General features: G+C 55.1%; 12 protein-coding genes and 1 tRNA gene. 6 read left to right on the top strand and 7 right to left on the bottom strand.

Annotation, left to right across the window (positions count from 1 at the left end; translation table 11 throughout):
- Nucleotides 1–136: 136 nt before the first annotated feature.
- Nucleotides 137–1,558: an FtsX-like permease family protein gene (locus tag FPK30_RS00730; protein ID WP_144084902.1), complete on the bottom strand. Its 1,422-nt coding sequence runs from the start codon at nucleotides 1,556–1,558 to the stop codon at nucleotides 137–139.
- Nucleotides 1,558–2,295 carry an ABC transporter ATP-binding protein gene (locus tag FPK30_RS00725; protein ID WP_144084901.1) on the bottom strand — a complete coding sequence of 246 codons (738 nt, stop codon included), beginning with the start codon at nucleotides 2,293–2,295 and terminating at the stop codon, nucleotides 1,558–1,560. Before FPK30_RS00725 ends, FPK30_RS00730 begins: the two co-directional genes overlap by 1 nt.
- Before the next feature lie 497 nt (nucleotides 2,296–2,792).
- Between FPK30_RS00725 and FPK30_RS00720 the strand changes: the two genes are divergently transcribed.
- Nucleotides 2,793–2,865 (top strand) — tRNA-Lys (locus tag FPK30_RS00720).
- Between the two features lie 183 nt (nucleotides 2,866–3,048).
- Here FPK30_RS00720 and FPK30_RS08330 read toward each other — a convergent pair.
- From FPK30_RS08330 to FPK30_RS00695, 5 genes are all read right to left on the bottom strand, one after another.
- Nucleotides 3,049–3,354 (bottom strand): type II toxin-antitoxin system RelE/ParE family toxin, encoded by a 306-nt coding sequence (locus FPK30_RS08330; RefSeq protein ID WP_144084900.1) that lies wholly within the window; start codon nucleotides 3,352–3,354, stop codon nucleotides 3,049–3,051.
- Nucleotides 3,351–3,641, bottom strand: a complete 291-nt coding sequence (locus tag FPK30_RS00710; RefSeq protein ID WP_144084899.1) for a type II toxin-antitoxin system RelB/DinJ family antitoxin — start codon at nucleotides 3,639–3,641, stop codon at nucleotides 3,351–3,353. Before FPK30_RS00710 ends, FPK30_RS08330 begins: the two co-directional genes overlap by 4 nt.
- A gap of 537 nt (nucleotides 3,642–4,178) precedes the next feature.
- The gene (locus FPK30_RS00705; RefSeq protein ID WP_144084898.1) at nucleotides 4,179–8,015 is read right to left on the bottom strand and encodes a DEAD/DEAH box helicase; all 3,837 of its coding nucleotides are present in this window, start codon (nucleotides 8,013–8,015) and stop codon (nucleotides 4,179–4,181) included.
- Between the two features lie 122 nt (nucleotides 8,016–8,137).
- A complete protein-coding gene (locus tag FPK30_RS00700) occupies nucleotides 8,138–11,176 on the bottom strand; it encodes a cation-translocating P-type ATPase (protein ID WP_415873695.1) in 3,039 nt (1,012 codons plus the stop codon).
- A 454-nt stretch (nucleotides 11,177–11,630) separates the two neighbouring features.
- Nucleotides 11,631–12,017, bottom strand: a complete 387-nt coding sequence (locus tag FPK30_RS00695) for a hypothetical protein (RefSeq protein ID WP_144084896.1) — start codon at nucleotides 12,015–12,017, stop codon at nucleotides 11,631–11,633.
- 75 nt (nucleotides 12,018–12,092) lie between these two features.
- Between FPK30_RS00695 and FPK30_RS00690 the strand changes: the two genes are divergently transcribed.
- The 5 genes from FPK30_RS00690 to FPK30_RS08320 all read left to right on the top strand — a co-directional run bounded on the left by FPK30_RS00690 (nucleotide 12,093) and on the right by FPK30_RS08320 (nucleotide 15,892).
- On the top strand, nucleotides 12,093–12,794 hold the full coding sequence (locus tag FPK30_RS00690) for an ABC transporter ATP-binding protein (protein WP_052690805.1): 702 nt from the start codon (nucleotides 12,093–12,095) through the stop codon (nucleotides 12,792–12,794).
- Between the two features lie 80 nt (nucleotides 12,795–12,874).
- Nucleotides 12,875–14,221 (top strand): FtsX-like permease family protein, encoded by a 1,347-nt coding sequence (locus FPK30_RS00685; RefSeq protein WP_222102852.1) that lies wholly within the window; start codon nucleotides 12,875–12,877, stop codon nucleotides 14,219–14,221.
- A 424-nt stretch (nucleotides 14,222–14,645) separates the two neighbouring features.
- Nucleotides 14,646–14,948 carry an ABC transporter transmembrane domain-containing protein gene (locus FPK30_RS08325; RefSeq protein ID WP_269748805.1) on the top strand — a complete coding sequence of 101 codons (303 nt, stop codon included), beginning with the start codon at nucleotides 14,646–14,648 and terminating at the stop codon, nucleotides 14,946–14,948.
- A 397-nt stretch (nucleotides 14,949–15,345) separates the two neighbouring features.
- Nucleotides 15,346–15,642 carry an ATP-binding cassette domain-containing protein gene (locus tag FPK30_RS00670; protein WP_198217313.1) on the top strand — a complete coding sequence of 99 codons (297 nt, stop codon included), beginning with the start codon at nucleotides 15,346–15,348 and terminating at the stop codon, nucleotides 15,640–15,642.
- A gap of 46 nt (nucleotides 15,643–15,688) precedes the next feature.
- Entirely contained in the window at nucleotides 15,689–15,892 is a 204-nt protein-coding gene (locus FPK30_RS08320) for a P-loop NTPase family protein (RefSeq protein ID WP_183122206.1), read from the top strand.
- The last annotated feature ends 77 nt before the right edge of the window (nucleotides 15,893–15,969 follow it).

Raw genomic sequence — 15,969 nt, 5'->3', positions numbered from 1 at the left:
ATAAAGAAGCGTATACGCCAGGCTCAGCAGAGGCGCGACAAATCTGGTCAAGCGTTGATTGCTCAACAGCTCGAATAGGTAGGTTGCCATGCCCTTCATCGCGCCCCCTCACGCCGTATGCCGAGGATGCCCAGGTTCATTCGCCAGTGTACTGTGCTATCACACCGGCAGGGGAACGACCTGCTGATTTGCGCACCGTGGCCCACGAAGCCAACGATGCCGCAGAAGACAGAAGCAGGTAGACCAGCGCCCAATGAGCCCAAGGTATGCCAATGCTGGCAGCGCCGAAGACCTTGCGGAATCCGGCAGCGTAAGCTATGACGGGCAGGATGCTGGAGGTGAAGGATATGAGTACGGCAGTAGTCGCCATGATGAGCCCTTCGAGAGCGGACATGAGCTCAAGTTGGTTCGGATCCGCGCCAGCGATCGAGATAAGGGACAGATCCAGGCTTCGACCATGGGCTGAGATCAGGTATCCTGCGCATACTCCAGCCAGCGTGACGACCAGTGCGGGGCCCAGAAGGGTAATGAGCATGGAGAAATCAGAGCTGCTGACATCCAGGTTGGGAGGCAGCAGATGACTGGAATCGGCGCTGGTCTGGTAGAAGGAATCGGTCATCATCAGCAATGAAACCCCCACGACCAGCGGTAGGACCGTGGAGCTGAGACTACGCATGCGGGCGCTGGCTTGCCGGCAGGCGATCAGCCATGAGGGGCTGTGAAGAGCGACGAGCCTGGTCCAGCCGCTGGTGACCGCACCCAGCAGGGAGGGACCCGCCAAACAGATTGCAGCCAGCAGGAGCATGAAACCGAAAGTGCTGCCCATGGCGATAGGCAGGATGGGCGCCGCGGTGTGCAAACGGACCAGTTGCTCATCAGGTATAGTCCTAGCCTGCATAATCGGCATCAACATAACCGCCGACGCTACCAACAGACACAAGGCAGCGGCGATACAACGAACCAAACCCGCTGCTTTTGGAGGGATGATTGCGGCCCGCAGGGATTCCACCGGACTGATCTGGCTGATGGTTCGGATGGTCAGCAGCGTGCCGACCAAGGCCACCAGTACTCCGCATGAGGTCCCTGCTGCCCAGGAAGCAAGCTGGTGGCTGACGATGAAAGGCTGCTTGCCGATCAGAAACTGCGAGGTCTCCCAGGCGTAGAGGGGGCGAACCAGCAGAAAAGAGGCCGTCAGCGAGACCAAACTGGCCGCGAGCGCCAAAATGAGCACGCGCAGACAGGTCAATGAAGTCAGCTGCCAGGGCGTGGCGCCTTGCAGGGCTAATAGGGCAAGGTTGCGTCTGCGCTGGTTGATCAGCGACGAAACGACTTGCAGAACGATCAATACTGCGGCAACGAGAAGTGCTACAAAGGGGATCATCAAATTTTGGTAGGCGGTGCGGCCTTGCTCGGCCATGCCGGGAAGATCACCCAGGGCCCTGGCTGAAGAGAGCATCATGGCAAGCAGGCCGATCGTGGTTTGCGAGGCGATCAGCACGAGGGCGACGCCAGACCAAGCCAAGGGGGCATCCTTGAAATCTCGCAGAAGAAGTCGCATCAGCTGCCCGCATTCGGCATGGGAACCTTGTCGGCTGCGGCTATGCGACCGTCGCACAGATGCACCAGGGTGTTGCAGCGGGAGGCGACTTCCGGACTGTGGGTGACCATAATCACTGCGTGGCCCGGTCGATCGGCGAAGGCGGCGAGTTCATTGACGACCGCATTGCCAGTCTCCTGGTCAAGGGCGCCAGTAGGCTCATCGGCGAAGATGATATCGGGATCCGAAATCAACGCGCGGGCCAAGGCCACACGTTGCTGCTCGCCCCCTGACAGGAGGGTCACATTGGCCTTGACCAGTCCCCCGATGCCCAGTCTGTTCAGCAACTTGACCGCCCGATCTTCCGGCCAGCGGGTCTTGCGCAGAATGAAGGGCAGCTTGAGGTTGTCCTCCACACTCATCGAAGGCACGAGATTATAGGACTGGAAAACGAAGCCCAAGTGCGCGCGGCGGAATCGCGCTGACGCTGCAGACCCCATGGCAGAGATGCGACGACCCAGGACTTCCACCTGGCCCGAGCTGACGGGTTCGAGACCAGCCAGGCAGTAGAGCAGAGTTGATTTGCCGCTGCCCGATGGCCCTATAATCCCGGTCAGGGCTCTCCAGGAAGCAGTGAACTCCACATTCTCCAAAAGAGTTATGGTCTCCCTTTTCCTGGGCGAAACCTGCTTGCACAGGCCGGATGCGCGAATGGCGAAGGACTCGCCCTGGCCGGAAGGATCGACGGTACACTTCATAGCAGTATCCCGCGCCTGCAAACGGGTGAATGCCAGTATGAGCCTGTGCCGCTCTGTACATGCGGCGATGCGCATTGAGCCGGATGTTTCATCGGAGCTCCCTCCCTCAGCGCAGTTGCGAGGACAAGAGATCGCCTCGCAGGGATGATTCTCTCAATCCGAGTACGGGGAATCAACGTCGCTCGCCAGTTCGCCATCTGCAGATGGCAAAACATTGTCCGACTCACTGCGCAACGGGTAGGAAGCTACCCTACGCTTTGGCAGAAGCTTTTGGCAGACAGGTTGGTTTACTGTCCGGCACGGATCCCGTTGGCAGGTTCAGAGTTTGCCCCACCCCTCCCCCACGCATCCCAACAACCTTCTTAAGTGGGCGGAAAGGTAGCGTTTCAAGTTGATATTCTTCGTTGATCTGTACGGGTTCTCGGTCTTGCTTCGCCAGAGAACCGGCTTGCCGCCAACTGGAAAAATCCAAGACAAACATGTAGTGTTGAGCTGTTGCCCCTCTGGCTCAATGGTTAGAGCAGCGTCCTTTTAAGTCGTGGGTTGTGGGTTCGAGTCCCACGGGGGGCACTTTGGATTACCGATTATTTAATACCAGCCACTATGCTCCGTAAAAGATTCATACCACGAGAGCGTGAGTATCTCCCGCCATACCCAAGTGCTACAACCCCGACACAGCATATATCCAGACCATTCGCCTGGGCAACAGCGTGCTGAGCACCTGATATATAGCCTTGATTCATTTGCTGGGGATCAGTATCTACCGCGCCTACCCAACACCTGATCGTGGGAACCTACTCGCAGCATATAGGCAGCGTCGCCCTCCCTATGCCACACCAGCAGCAGATCTCCAGCATTGCCCACATGGCACTCATAAACAGCCGCATAGCCTTGCAGCATATGCATCCGATGATGCGCCTTCAATGTCTGGAGCGACGCTTCAGAATTCTCCGCTATCAAATCTAGCACCTCCTCGACCGACTCTAATGGGACATGCCTGCGGGCCAGGCGCTTCAGGTCTCTCGTAAAAGCACCAGTGGGAACCAGCGCAAGCCTCATCGGTCCACGCCAGCAGCTGCTAGCACGCCATCCACCAAGTCCTTTCCTGTGGCGTACCCCTTAGTCTTCCCCCTCATGGCCAGACGGCGCGATTCCTCCAAGGCCTCCTCGGTTTCGGCAGGTAGGCCCAGGCTGAAGTCCAAGGGGATCCGCTGCTCCCGAATGATCTGCTTGTAAAAGGCTCTGGTGACCGTAGTCATATCCAGACCAAGCTCCTTCACGATACGATCCACCTGTTGCTTGTCTGCATCGGATATACGCACCGTAATCTGAGACATCTTCTCCATCGGAGCCCACCTTCCTCGTTGTCTATAATTTTGCATTAAAGTGCAAAATTACAGCTGATTTCTTACTTTAATGCAAAATTGCAGTGCATGGTAAGGCATCAATGTGTATAGCTGACAGCAATAGCATGCATCCATTGCTTCATGCTGCGCTGGGCGATTCCGACTACTCATGCTTCCAAGCCAACTTTGACGAAGCGGATCTCTACGAAAGCGATAGTCAACCGGTCTTCTACTACAACCAAACCGCCCGAACGAGAAAGACACTGAACTCAGCTACGCTCACCTCTTAAGGGCAATAGCCTTGGAACCAGGCAGCTGATTAATCATAGCCACGCTACGTCAGAGGTTTTACGCCGATTGCCATTCCGGCCCTATTCTGAATGCAGTCAAGCGAGAATAAACGGGCAGTCAAAGCGTAAGGCAAAGTCACTAATAACCCTGCCTCACTTTTTAATCTGCAACAAAAGTATTGGTCTTACAGACTGAGGATGACGTGCTGTATCAAAAGGAATTCTAGCCGCACCTTTCCAGCTCCACTCAGTTTTCTGCGCTCGCCTCCACCGGTAGGTCCTTTGCGATCCTGGACGTATAGGTTCCATTCTTCCAATCAGCAAGATTGCCGACCACGTAGACACGGCACTTGGCTCGCGACACAGCGACGTTGAGCAGATTGGGCGACCCGTTAACCCATGAACGAGAGCCTTCTCCACGCCTGCCAGCTCTGCTGCCAAGGACTATAAAGACCACATCGGCTTCCCGCCCCTGAGAGGTGTGGACGGTTCCGGCCTGGCTCGATGCCAGCCGGTTCGCTTCGCTGCCATTGCAACCAGTGCATTGCCGCAAGGCATCCGCGAAGGTGTCACGCACCTGGTTAGCCACAGCTCTGAACGGAGCGATGACCAGAATATTGGTGGGGTCGATCCCACCCTTGAAGAGCCCGCACAGACGCTTGTGTAGTTCGTAGCCTTCCTGCGGCCTCCATTGCGTTCTCCCGGTTTCGCCGGAATTAGGCGGCACATTGTACCAGCAGGAGTCCGGCAGCTCATCTCCCGCATGAGGCCCGGAAGGATAGGAACAGGGATGATGCTCCGGCCCTACGCGAACCATCCTGCCGGAGTAGGCCATATCGTTGCATATGGAGAACATGGGTTCATCACAGCGCCGATGCACCACCAGAGGCATCCCCAGCCAGTGGTCGTCCGTCTCGTCCAAAAGGCCGCAAGGAGTCTGGTAATCGACCAAGGCCTGCATGTTTTCAGATTCCAGTCCCAGGCGCTGGAGGTGATGAGTGCTCGCCAGGAGTTCACGCATCGGCTTGGGCATGGTATCCACGGGCTGAAGCTGCATAGGATCTCCAACTGCAACCGCATGTTTCACCCGCTGCAGCAGACCAGCCGCAGCCTGAGGCAGGGCCTGTCCGGCCTCATCCACAATCGCCCAGCCGAGCGCCTCCTTGCCTATCCCTGAAAACATTCTGGATATTGATGCAAAGGACGAGGAAACGACTGGGATCACCAGGAAGAAAGTCTGCCAAGCCACCAACCTCTCGTCATCCGTAAAGCCATTCGACTGCATCACGGCGCAAGCCAGGGAAAGATTGCACATGAACTGGTGGGCAGCACCTATGATGGCCTGCTGATGAAGAGCCAGCGCTTTAATGTAGACCTTCGTCCGCGCCTTGCTCCATTCCTGATCCATCCACGCAACATGGTCATCGCCAATGTCGGGCCTGGGCCACTGAATCTGCTCGGCTTCAGCAATTTGTCTTTCTACCGTAGTTAGCTGATCGAACAGGTCTGTAGCTTGTTTTTCGCAATTCTCTGAATCTTGTTTCGCATCATCAAGGCTATCCTGCAAAAAAGATAACTCCTGACTGGCAACATCAACTTCGGCGTCGCAATAGCCCCTTTCCTTCCACGCCTTTTCCAGAGTAGTGCGTTTCTTGCGCTCATCCTGTTGTTGTTCTTTCGTTTTTTGGAAAAGATGTTTCAAAGGATGTGCCCGACAAGATGATAGATGATCCTCATAGGCAGTTTCGGCTTGCTCCTGGGCAGCGCATGCGACATCGGCAGCTTGCTTGGCTTTTGACAGCCGCTCTTTTACAGCTATGATCTGTCTCTCGTACTGCATCTGCTCGACTTTCAAGTCGTGCCGCATTATCTTTAATTCATCAAGCTTGGCCGAAAGAGCGGATCGTTGATCACACAGGTCTGAATAAGAACGAACGAGGTTATACTCATACACTTTTTGAGCACGAATGTGCTCTTCTTTCTTCAGAGCATCATTGAATCCTCTTTTGGCTTCATCCCATCCGTCAATTACACTTGTCGTTGTAGATAAATTCTTCAAAAAATTATATACAAACTCATTCTTGAAAGAACCCAAGAAGCGCTTTTTATTGCGCCTATTACCCAAAACTGCGGATATTAGAGCCCAGGTTGAGCGGTCATTGGAGGGTTTACCCCCATTATGCTTATCCTGACTATTGAGAATTAATGTAGCAATGTCCCGAAAATCAAACCCACGAGGTGCCTGTTTCCACATGCTTTCGATATAGGATTCCCACTCACTGTCTATAGCGTCGGCTCTAGGCAGTTCTTGGCTGACATTCTCAACAGCCTTGTTGTTGCTCGAAGCCACAACAATCTCAAAACCAGTCACCGACGGATCAAGCGTCCAATATTTATAGCTCTTGCGCCGATCGAAAATATCCGTGGCATGACGTTGATACTTGAAAATATCGTCAGGCTGCTGTAATTTCGCCAATCGTTTAGCTCGTGCAACGATAATCTCGGCTACTACATCCTTCAAAAGGGTAGTCTTACCAGTACCGGGGGGCCCATTGACACCTAATAGCGGTGAGCCACAGATTCCTTCTGCAACTGCACGTATTTGATTAATGGCAAACTGCTGTCCAACGGACTGGAACTGATTGGAAGCACTAGGCCATCTTCCAATCGGCATACTGGAAGGTTTCACAGCACCATCAACGAGAAGACCCTTTGAATCCTCAGCCAAATTGAATCGTCGAGGATGGCTCATCGACAGATAACTCCTGACTGGACGAGAAAAATTGTTTGGTCCGTCGTTGTGAAGCTTTTCCAAATCGTCTAAGAAGAAGGAGTCGATTAACCCGCCATTGAGATATTCCGAATCAGCTTCCAAATGGCAATTGACATAATTACACATCAGAGGCGATCCGTCTTGCGGGGAGAAAAGAGGCGAACAACTTATACTATGGTCGTCAAGCCTCATCAAGTTTGTCGTCCTACGAATAAGCTCTCTTATGTCGTTTTTGGTAACCGGGCGTTTCTCGTGCGTTATCTGCCCCTGTGCATCTTTGAGTTCCTTGCACACTGAAGTGTTGAAATACGATTCGATTTCGTTCTCTGCCCCATCGAGTTCGGTAATATCAGGCCACCCAGTCGGGCAATCAGGCCAACCTCGATGATTGAACAAGCAAGAAACAGCTTTAGCATATTGAGAGATAGCCAGCGATCCTAAGACCAATCTGCCGTCATCCCCTATGCAAAACTCTATAAGAGAAGCCATGACACCAAGACCGCCTCCGCGCTTGTACTGGCGATGAGCAAGTTCCAGCATTGTCTCGTTTTGAGCTATCTCTTCTACAGATGACAGATTTCGGACAAGTCTAGCTGCAGTCATCAACGCATTCGTGACCACATCCTGGCGGAGTCCGACAGCTATTCGGAAACGTTCATGATGAAGCCACGGGCAATCTATATACGTCTCTAATGTTTTCCGGTTTCGTTTCAGCTTCACCGCCCGCAGGACAGGGGAAGAGACAAACCGGGGGTCGTAGTCCTTACAGTAAACAGCGCAGGCTACGCCGTGCCGCCGGACTTTTATTGCCAGCTCTCTCACTACCCTTAGAAGACACAAAACCATGGAATCCGTCAGCTTGGTACCTACCGGCAGAGGGTCGGATTGATTCACTATTCCACGCCATAGCTGATTTGTTTCTTCAAGAAGACCAGTTATGGCCTGTTCGTCGAGTCCCGATTTGAACGCCTGGGACCGTAACCAGCTCTCAGTATCTTCTGCAAACGAGAAAGGTTTGGTCAGCCGGGCGTTCATGTCTGTCTGCAGCCGGTATATTTTCCTGCTCTGCAGGTCGTTATAGAGGTTTGTATAGGAACGATGCTCATTGTCAACCGGCCCGATGAGAAGATCAGCATGAATGCCATCCCATGGAAGTCGCTCCTGCTCAGAAACGCTTACCCTTTGGTCGTCGTTGCGGGAGGAGGATAAAGCAATGAGCTGGTTATCCCTCCAATTTTGTGGCGAGAACAGTTCAACCGCGCACCAATATGACAAAACATCCATTGCATGCTGTTGCTCATCGTTCCCCATATTTGCCAGTATGCGGATAAGCGGGGACAGGCGCAGGAACAGGTTCGAGCCACGGATGAGGCCATAGGAGGCAATCCCGATGCGGCAATGTCTAGCGCAATCACCGCATCAGGAGGAATTGATCATGCCCGTATCCGTCTGACTGCCCAGTTGAACAGTTTGCGCAGCTCCGAAGCGACCAGGACCAGGGAAGCCAGCGCGATGCACTCCAGCCAAGCCTGGGGTTGGAGGGGGACGGTGCCGAAAGCCTCGCCCAGGAAGGGCACATAGATCACCAGAAGCTGGAGCAGTATGGAGATGCCGATGGCACCCCAGAGCCAGAGATTGCTGAAGAGCCCCAGGAAGGTCGACTTCCGTGAAGATCGGGAGGCAAGCGCGTTGAAGAGCTGGGAGAAGACCAGGATGGTGAAGCCCATGGTCCGCGCCTCCCTGATCTGCGCCTCGTGACCAATCGCCTGAACGGACCTGTCGGTGAAGATGCCGCCGCTCAGATGCATGTCCATGCCGATCAGGGTGACCGCAGCCATGACCAGGCCTATGTAGATGATGTCAACCCACATGTCCCGGTCGATCACCCGGTCATGGATGGAGCGGGGCGGGCGGTCCATCAGATCGTCGGTCTGCGGATCCACGCCCATGGCCAGCGCGGGAGCCGCGTCGGTCAGGAGGTTGATCCAGAGCAGCTGGGTGGCCAGCAGCGGCACGGTCACGCCTGCCATGCCGGGCTGCGATATGCCCAGAAGACCGGCGAAGACCACGCCGCCGAAGACCGTGAAAACCTCGCCCATGTTGGAGCTGAGCAGGTAGCGCAGGAACTTGCGGATGTTGTCGAATATGCCCCGGCCCTCTCGTACAGCCTGGACGATGGTGGCGAAATTGTCGTCCGCCAGAATCATCTTGGCCGACTCCTTGGTGACCTCGGTCCCGGTGATGCCCATGGCCACGCCGATGTCCGCAGCCTTTACAGCGGGGGCGTCGTTGACGCCGTCGCCGGTCATGGCCACGACCTTGCCCTGGTCCTGAAGCGATTCGACGATCTTCAGCTTGTGCTCGGGGGCCACGCGAGCGTAGACGGAGACCTTGGAGGTGGTCTCCCGAAGCTGGTCCGCGTCCATGGCATCCAGCTGCTCGCCGGTGCAGGCGGGGCCGCCGGGCTCGGTGATGCCCAGGTCACCCGCGATCCTGGCCGCAGTGAATGGATGGTCGCCAGTGATCATGATCGTTCTGATGCCGGCACTGTGAGCCTGAGCCACAGCCTGGCGTACCTCAGTCCGAGGCGGATCGATGATGCCGACCATGCCCGCCCAGATCAAATCGCTTTCCAAATGGGCGCTCTCCTGGAATACCTTGTCCGCAGACAGGAGAACTGCGGAAGCACGCTGAGTCTCCTTAGACAAACGGTCCGTCTGGCCTGTCCCAATCATGCTTGACGGCCTCTCCCCCTCGTCATCTTCGGTCAGGGACGACAGTTCCTGACCGGATACAGGCCGGAAAGCCTGTCCCAGAGTCCTGTAGGCATCGCCGGACAGATGGCTGACTTGGGCGAGTATCCTCTCCCGGTCAGCGCTAGTCATAGGCCTGACCTGGCTGTCTTCGAGAATCCGGTCGCACCGGCCGAGCAGCACATCGGGAGCACCCTTGCAGAAGAGGCGCGATTGCCCTTCGCTGCCGTCACGCGGAGCGGCCAGGACCGACATGAGCTTGCGCTCGGACGTGAAAGGAATCTCAGCCAGACGACGGTAGCCGTCAGCCTTGGCATCAGCGCCGACTTTGCGAGCGGCGACAATCAGAGAGACCTCCGTGGGATCGCCGACGCTCTGCCAGTGACCCTGCCCGGATCCAGACTGGGTCTGGGAATCAGGTTCGGCCTCGACCGGCTGCCAATGCAGGTCTCCGTCGTTGGCGATGGCCCCGACCATCAGGGTCTCTTCCACTGCCTCAGCCAGAGATGAACCAATGGTATCTGTCAGTTGTTGATCATCTGACCCACTGGCCTCGACCGGCTGCATGGTTCCCTCCGGAGCGTACCCGGTGCCAGTGAGCCTGACCTGCCCCGAGGGGACGACCACCCGTTCAACGGTCATTTCATTGCGTGTAAGAGTCCCTGTCTTGTCGGAGCAGATGACTGATGCCGATCCCAGGGTCTCCACCGAGCTGAGCTTCTTGACGATGGCATGATGCTTGGCCATGCGCTGCACGCCCAGGGCGAGAACCACAGTCAGGATGGCCGTCAGCCCCTCCGGCACAGCAGCTACGGCCAGGGATACGGCCATGAGCAGGGAATCAATCAGATCCTGGGTTGTCTGAAAGCCTTCCATCAGGGCCAAAGCAGCCAAAACCAGGGCGGCAATCAAGCAGACGGCCAGTCCGAGGAGCTTGGAGACGCGGGCCATCTCCTTCTGTAGGGGCGTGGGTTCCTCCTGGGTATCAGCCAGCATGTCGGCGATCTTCCCGACCTGGGTGTCCATACCAGTAGAGGTGACGATCATGCGCCCGTTCCCCTGGGTCACTGCGGTGCCGTTGAAGACCATGTTGGTTCTGTCACCCAGAGCCTTGGGCTGGTCAAGCCGACCGGGCCGCTTGCCCACCGGCAGCGACTCGCCGGTCAGCGATGCCTCGGCCACGCGCAGACCCGCGGCCTGGAACAGTCTTCCGTCGGCGCCGACCGAATCGCCTTCAGCCAGGACTACTACATCACCAGGCACGATCCTGCTGGTCTCCAGGCTGACCACCCGGCCGCCTCGCAGCACCGAGGCGTGCGGGGCCGTCATGCTCGCCAGAGCATCCACAGCCCGCTCGGCCTTAGCCTCCTGAGCGTACCCCAGGGCGGCATTAAGGATGAGGATGATCATGATGACGATGGCATCAAAGGGCAGGGGCTCCCCGCCTCCTGATGCCGGATGTGAGCGTTCCACCACCCAGGCCACCAACGAAATGGCCGTGGCTGCCAGAAGCAGATAGACCAAGGGGTCCTTGAACTGTTGAAGGAATTTCCTCCATGCAGGAACGGGAGGCGCTCCAGCCAGCTCATTAGGACCGAACCTGTCCAGCCGACGCGCCGCCTCGGCCTCATCCAGGCCCCGGTCGGGGTCCACATTCAGGGCAAGGGCAACCTGATCGACACCTACTATAGAAGGGTCCTTGAGGACGGGGCCATTCACTCTGCGCCTCTGCTCATGGCCCTGCCCTGCAGTCGGGATCACGCCGGTATCTGTCGATTGCTCATGCTTGGGATCGCTGGTCAACCCAGTCATGCCACTCTCCTGCTTATGCCACGGAGTAGTCAACGCTTCAGAGGCCCGTTGGAAGAAATCAGAGGCGGCCAGACCAAAACGCTGCGTGGATGCTTGCCAAGTTGAACCAATAATATACATAAACACGGCCGAAGTCGTCAAGGCCTTTGCTTCAGTATGCATTCTCAGGCCTGTCTCATGACAGAGACGGTATCTTTGCTGCACTTAACTTGGCAGCGCCCTAGTTGCCGAATCCCCCCCCCCAAAAAAAATACTAGATCTTCATTAGAAAAGCTTTAATCAATTTGGGCTCATCTGGCATAAAAACCCTTATCTGCCCTGAGAATCCTATTTAAGACCCTCTTGTGATTATTCGACAGGCTCAGCTGGCGTTATCTGAGCAGTAAATAGTCTTATAGGCCAACCATGGTAGTTCTTGCCAGCCGTCTGCCCTAACGATCCTTTCAGTGGAGACACCATTGGAAATAGCACTAAACACGAGAAAGAGAGGAGAGAGACGGACAAAATGCACAACATTATCGATCTGCAGAATAGTAATATCGCCATGAATGATGAAGCCGCTCATCACAGCGGCGTCAGCATATTTGCATGCCACGGCGGTGGGCATGATAATATCTGGAGTTGATGGACCTGCAGCTAATCCACAAAAATATGCCACTGCGATGACGCATTCACCAAAATGGCATGGGCTGTCATTTTTGCCCTGATGACGGCAGGGACAACAGTCATGTAAGTCTATGGGCGCCATCCTTGTATGGCATCCATAGCAATATTCTGATGAAGATTTATAAGTCGCGAGAACGGCGATGATGGGAGAACGGTGATGAGTGGTGCTTCAGTGAGTTCAAATGGATTGACAATGACGGTGACTCCGAGGAAGGATGATTCGATCACCATCCTCGACCATGTCGACTTCCATGCTGAGCCCGGAAGAATCACGGGGATTGTCGGCCCCTCAGGCAGCGGAAAGTCCACCTTGCTGTACTGCCTTTCGGGATTGGAACGTGCGACATCCGGAAGCATCTCCCTTCTAGGGCATGACATCACGCATATGCGAGCGTCCGCGCTCACTCGGTTTCGGCGTCGGCATCTGGGATTCGTGTTTCAGTCCTACAACCTGATCACGAGCATGACGGTGGAGGAGAACCTCGCGCTGCCATTCACCCTGCGCGGCCGTCGACTCCCCAAGCAAAAAGCGGATGAGATGTTGCGGTACTTCGGATTGGCAAACGAGAAAAAAAGGAGCGTGACGATGCTCTCAGGCGGAGAGCAGCAACGTGTCGCGCTTGCACGAGTGCTGCTCTCCGATGCAGATATCATTTTCGCCGACGAGCCGACTGGAGCCTTGGATCAGGAATCTGGCGCCAAGGTCATGCAGGTGTTCAAAAGCCTGGCTATGGATGCGGGCAGGACCGTAGTAATAGTGACCCACAGTGGAGAGGTAGCCGGACAGTGCGACCAGATCGTTGAGGTCCGTGATGGCCACGTGCTGAACGCTGATACGGAGAGCGGGGCCCGCATATGAGGGGCGCACTCTCTGATCTGAAAGCAGCCCCGGCCGTATGGGCCGGCGTATGGCTGTCACTAATCGTTTCCCAGACCGCTGTGTGCACTATCGTCGCCGCGCGCAGGGCTATTGATGCCGCTTACCACGGACCGGATGCCGGGTTAGGCGCCAACCTTTCCGGCCCAGCAATGCTGTTCAGCGTGGTCATAGCCGTGTTCGTGATGCTGTGGGTCGTGACCGCCGCTCTGAACCAGCGCAGGCACCAACTAGCATTGCTGGTCCTTCAAGGCGCCACGCCCTGGCAGCTGCTCTTCGGGAATCTGGCTATCATCATCGTCCTATTCATCTTGGCAGCAGTAGCGTCATCCCTCCTGACGCCGCTGGCAGCACCATATCTGTTCGACCTCCTGGCCAGAGCATTCGAGCTGAAACTGACGTATCAAGCAACCCAGCTGCTGGCATCCATCGGCACTGGGTTGGCCATTGCCGGAGTCGCCGTCCTTGCAGGCACAGTGCTGACCGTGCGCACACTATCCAAGATCAGGCCGATAGAGGCGCTTCGGCAGTCACAAAACCCGCCGAGACAAGTGAACGCATTCCGTGTTCTGCTAGGCGCATCGTTGCTCGTGGGAGCGATATGCGCGCTCATCATCCCGGGGACAGCTACACGCAAGATAGACTCTGGCGAGCTCGCCACGCACATTTCCGGCAGGAATCCCATAGAGTCCAGAGTGACAGGATTCATTGGGTTCTCCATGGGAGGCATGTTCCTCCTGATCTTCGCATTGGCTGTTCTGGCTCCCTATGTCATGCACTGGTTCACCAAAGGATGGACGCATCTTCTCCCCCTGCCATTCAGCACCTGGAAACTCGCTAGGCAGCAGGCCGTTGGGAGGATCCAACGACAGAACGCGACCATCATTCCCATGACGGCCGGCTTGTCGTTGCTCATGACTTTCTCTGGTGTGTTGCATACGCTGACCGACAGCCTCAAGAATTTCGCCAGCAACGGCCATTCCATGAACGTGAACCCACACATGCTGACGAACCTGATGGCCATGCTCGGCCCTGCGCTCATCATCGCTTTGGTGGGCGCAATCTCCGGACTGATGATCACCGCACGAGGGCGACGCCTGGATCTGGCGCTGACATACGTATCCGGTGCCAGTACCGGACAGTTGCGCATTTTGGGAGCCCTCGATGGTCTCATTTCGATGGTCACCTCGGTGCTGCTCGCCTTCGTCATCACACTGCTCAGCACCTGCGGCACCGCCTTCATGCTGCAACGATATCTGGGAAGCGCAAAGATAAGCGTTCAATGGGGATATTGGGCGGTCATCGCACTCCTCGCTATTGTCGTAGGCGCCCTCGTCACAGGCGTGCAGGCGCTGTGCGCGCGTTCCGAGGATTCTGTGAGGGTCATATCACGTGCAGTCGGTGAGTAACCACTCCCAACAAAGGACGAAAATGTCGCCACACAAGCGGAATAGTAATGAGAAAACCGCATCTTTGATAGACGTGCTACGCCTTTTGAAATCCATAAGGGTGTTTTATTCACGGTTAGTCTGCTAAGTATAGCGAGCGCCCTCTTAAATCTGGCTCAGCCACAGCTTGTCAATGTCATTCTTGGACGCGTGCAGCATAACATGCGATCCGCAGTGCCCCTCTAATAGCGTTGGCAGGAGTGTTTCTGTCCGGCGCAGCAATCACTTCTTTTGACGCTTACCTGCTGTTGAACGATATGAGACGGTCTCTAGTAATGCATATTCTGCATTTGCCGTTCAAAGATCTGGACCAGTCGCATACAGGCAACGTAATTTCTATTATTTCATCTGATACAAATGAACTGAAGCGATTGCTGACCGATAATTGCCAGAAGTTTTTGGCACTTTACTGGTGTTCATAGGCGCGTGTGTGGGAATGGTCATAATCAGTCCCGTCATGTTCGTTATCTCTCTTTCGACCTGTCTTGTTACTGTCGGTTTACTGGTAGTCTTATCCGGAAAATTACGAGACTGCTCCAGAGGGGCTCAAACGGCCATAGGAGATATGACGTCTGCAGCCACTGATGCTTTGATGAGTTTGAAAAGGATCAGGGTTTTCGACGCCACGGAGCGTGAGACCAATAAAATCGGCGAGAAGCCAGGCAAGCGTGCACATCCGGTCGTCTAATTTCAAAGAAGCAGTCACTGATATGGCCATCAGGAATGGCCTTAATGCAGTTGTGCCTGATGGTCGTATCGGGAATCGGCGCTTTCCAAGTGGCCAAAGGAGTGATGACTGTTCAGCAACTGGTAACTTCTCTATGTACCTAGAAATGATGCCCACGCCTATGGCGACACTTTCTTCGACATATAGCAGACTGTTCAGAGCGTTGGGCGCGAACTCCAGCATTCAAGCGATAATGAGAATGCCGACCGAAGATGCGACATCAGCATGAGCAGTATCCAGTAGGGTCCAAAGGAAGGTCACCAACTCCGATCAGATTGACATCGATCTTGACCATGCTGATATTCCGTATGATGACGCACGGAACAATCGTGGCGGGCTCCAACTGAATGAAGCGGGCGTGCATATGAAAGGCGGCGTCGTCTACGCGATAGTCGGACCATCCGAAGCGGGCAAATCAACCATGCTGGCCCTTATAAAGGTATTCTATAAGCCAAATCATGGCCATGTTCTCTTTAATGGCATTGATATTTCAACTCTCAGCTCCTCTTATGTACGTTCTCTGATCGGCTATGTAGAACAAGATGCCCCCATATATTCCGGTTCTTCCAGAACGAATCTGGCGATGAACAAGAACGGCGTATCCGATGAAGGCTGCTGGAATGCCTTAAATAAGGTGAACCTCACGCCAAAGTGAGAGACACCTTCGATGGATTGGATACCCCAGTAGGCAACGCGGTGTATTGCTGAGTAGCGGTGAACGCTATCGCTTGGCCCTGGCAAGGCTGTTGTCCATAAGGCGGCCGATCATGCTGCTTGACGAAACAACATACCATTTAGACGCTAAAAACGAGGAGCTCGTCGCACAAGTCATTCATGCCAATTCCCCGGAGCAGACAATAGTCATGGCGGCACAGAGAATAAAATCAATCGCTTCGTCAAAATAGAATCATAGTTTTGGCCAATAGAACTATCAATGGTTTCCTTTGGAAAATATTGTCTGCCAATCCTACTCTCCTATATG

Origin of the sequence: Bifidobacterium apousia (assembly GCF_007559275.1) — a bacterium.
Taxonomy (GTDB): Bacteria; Actinomycetota; Actinomycetes; order Actinomycetales; family Bifidobacteriaceae; genus Bombiscardovia; species Bombiscardovia apousia.
The sequence above is the reverse complement of the archived record's forward strand: the minus strand, read 5'-3'. Positions and strand labels throughout refer to the sequence as shown.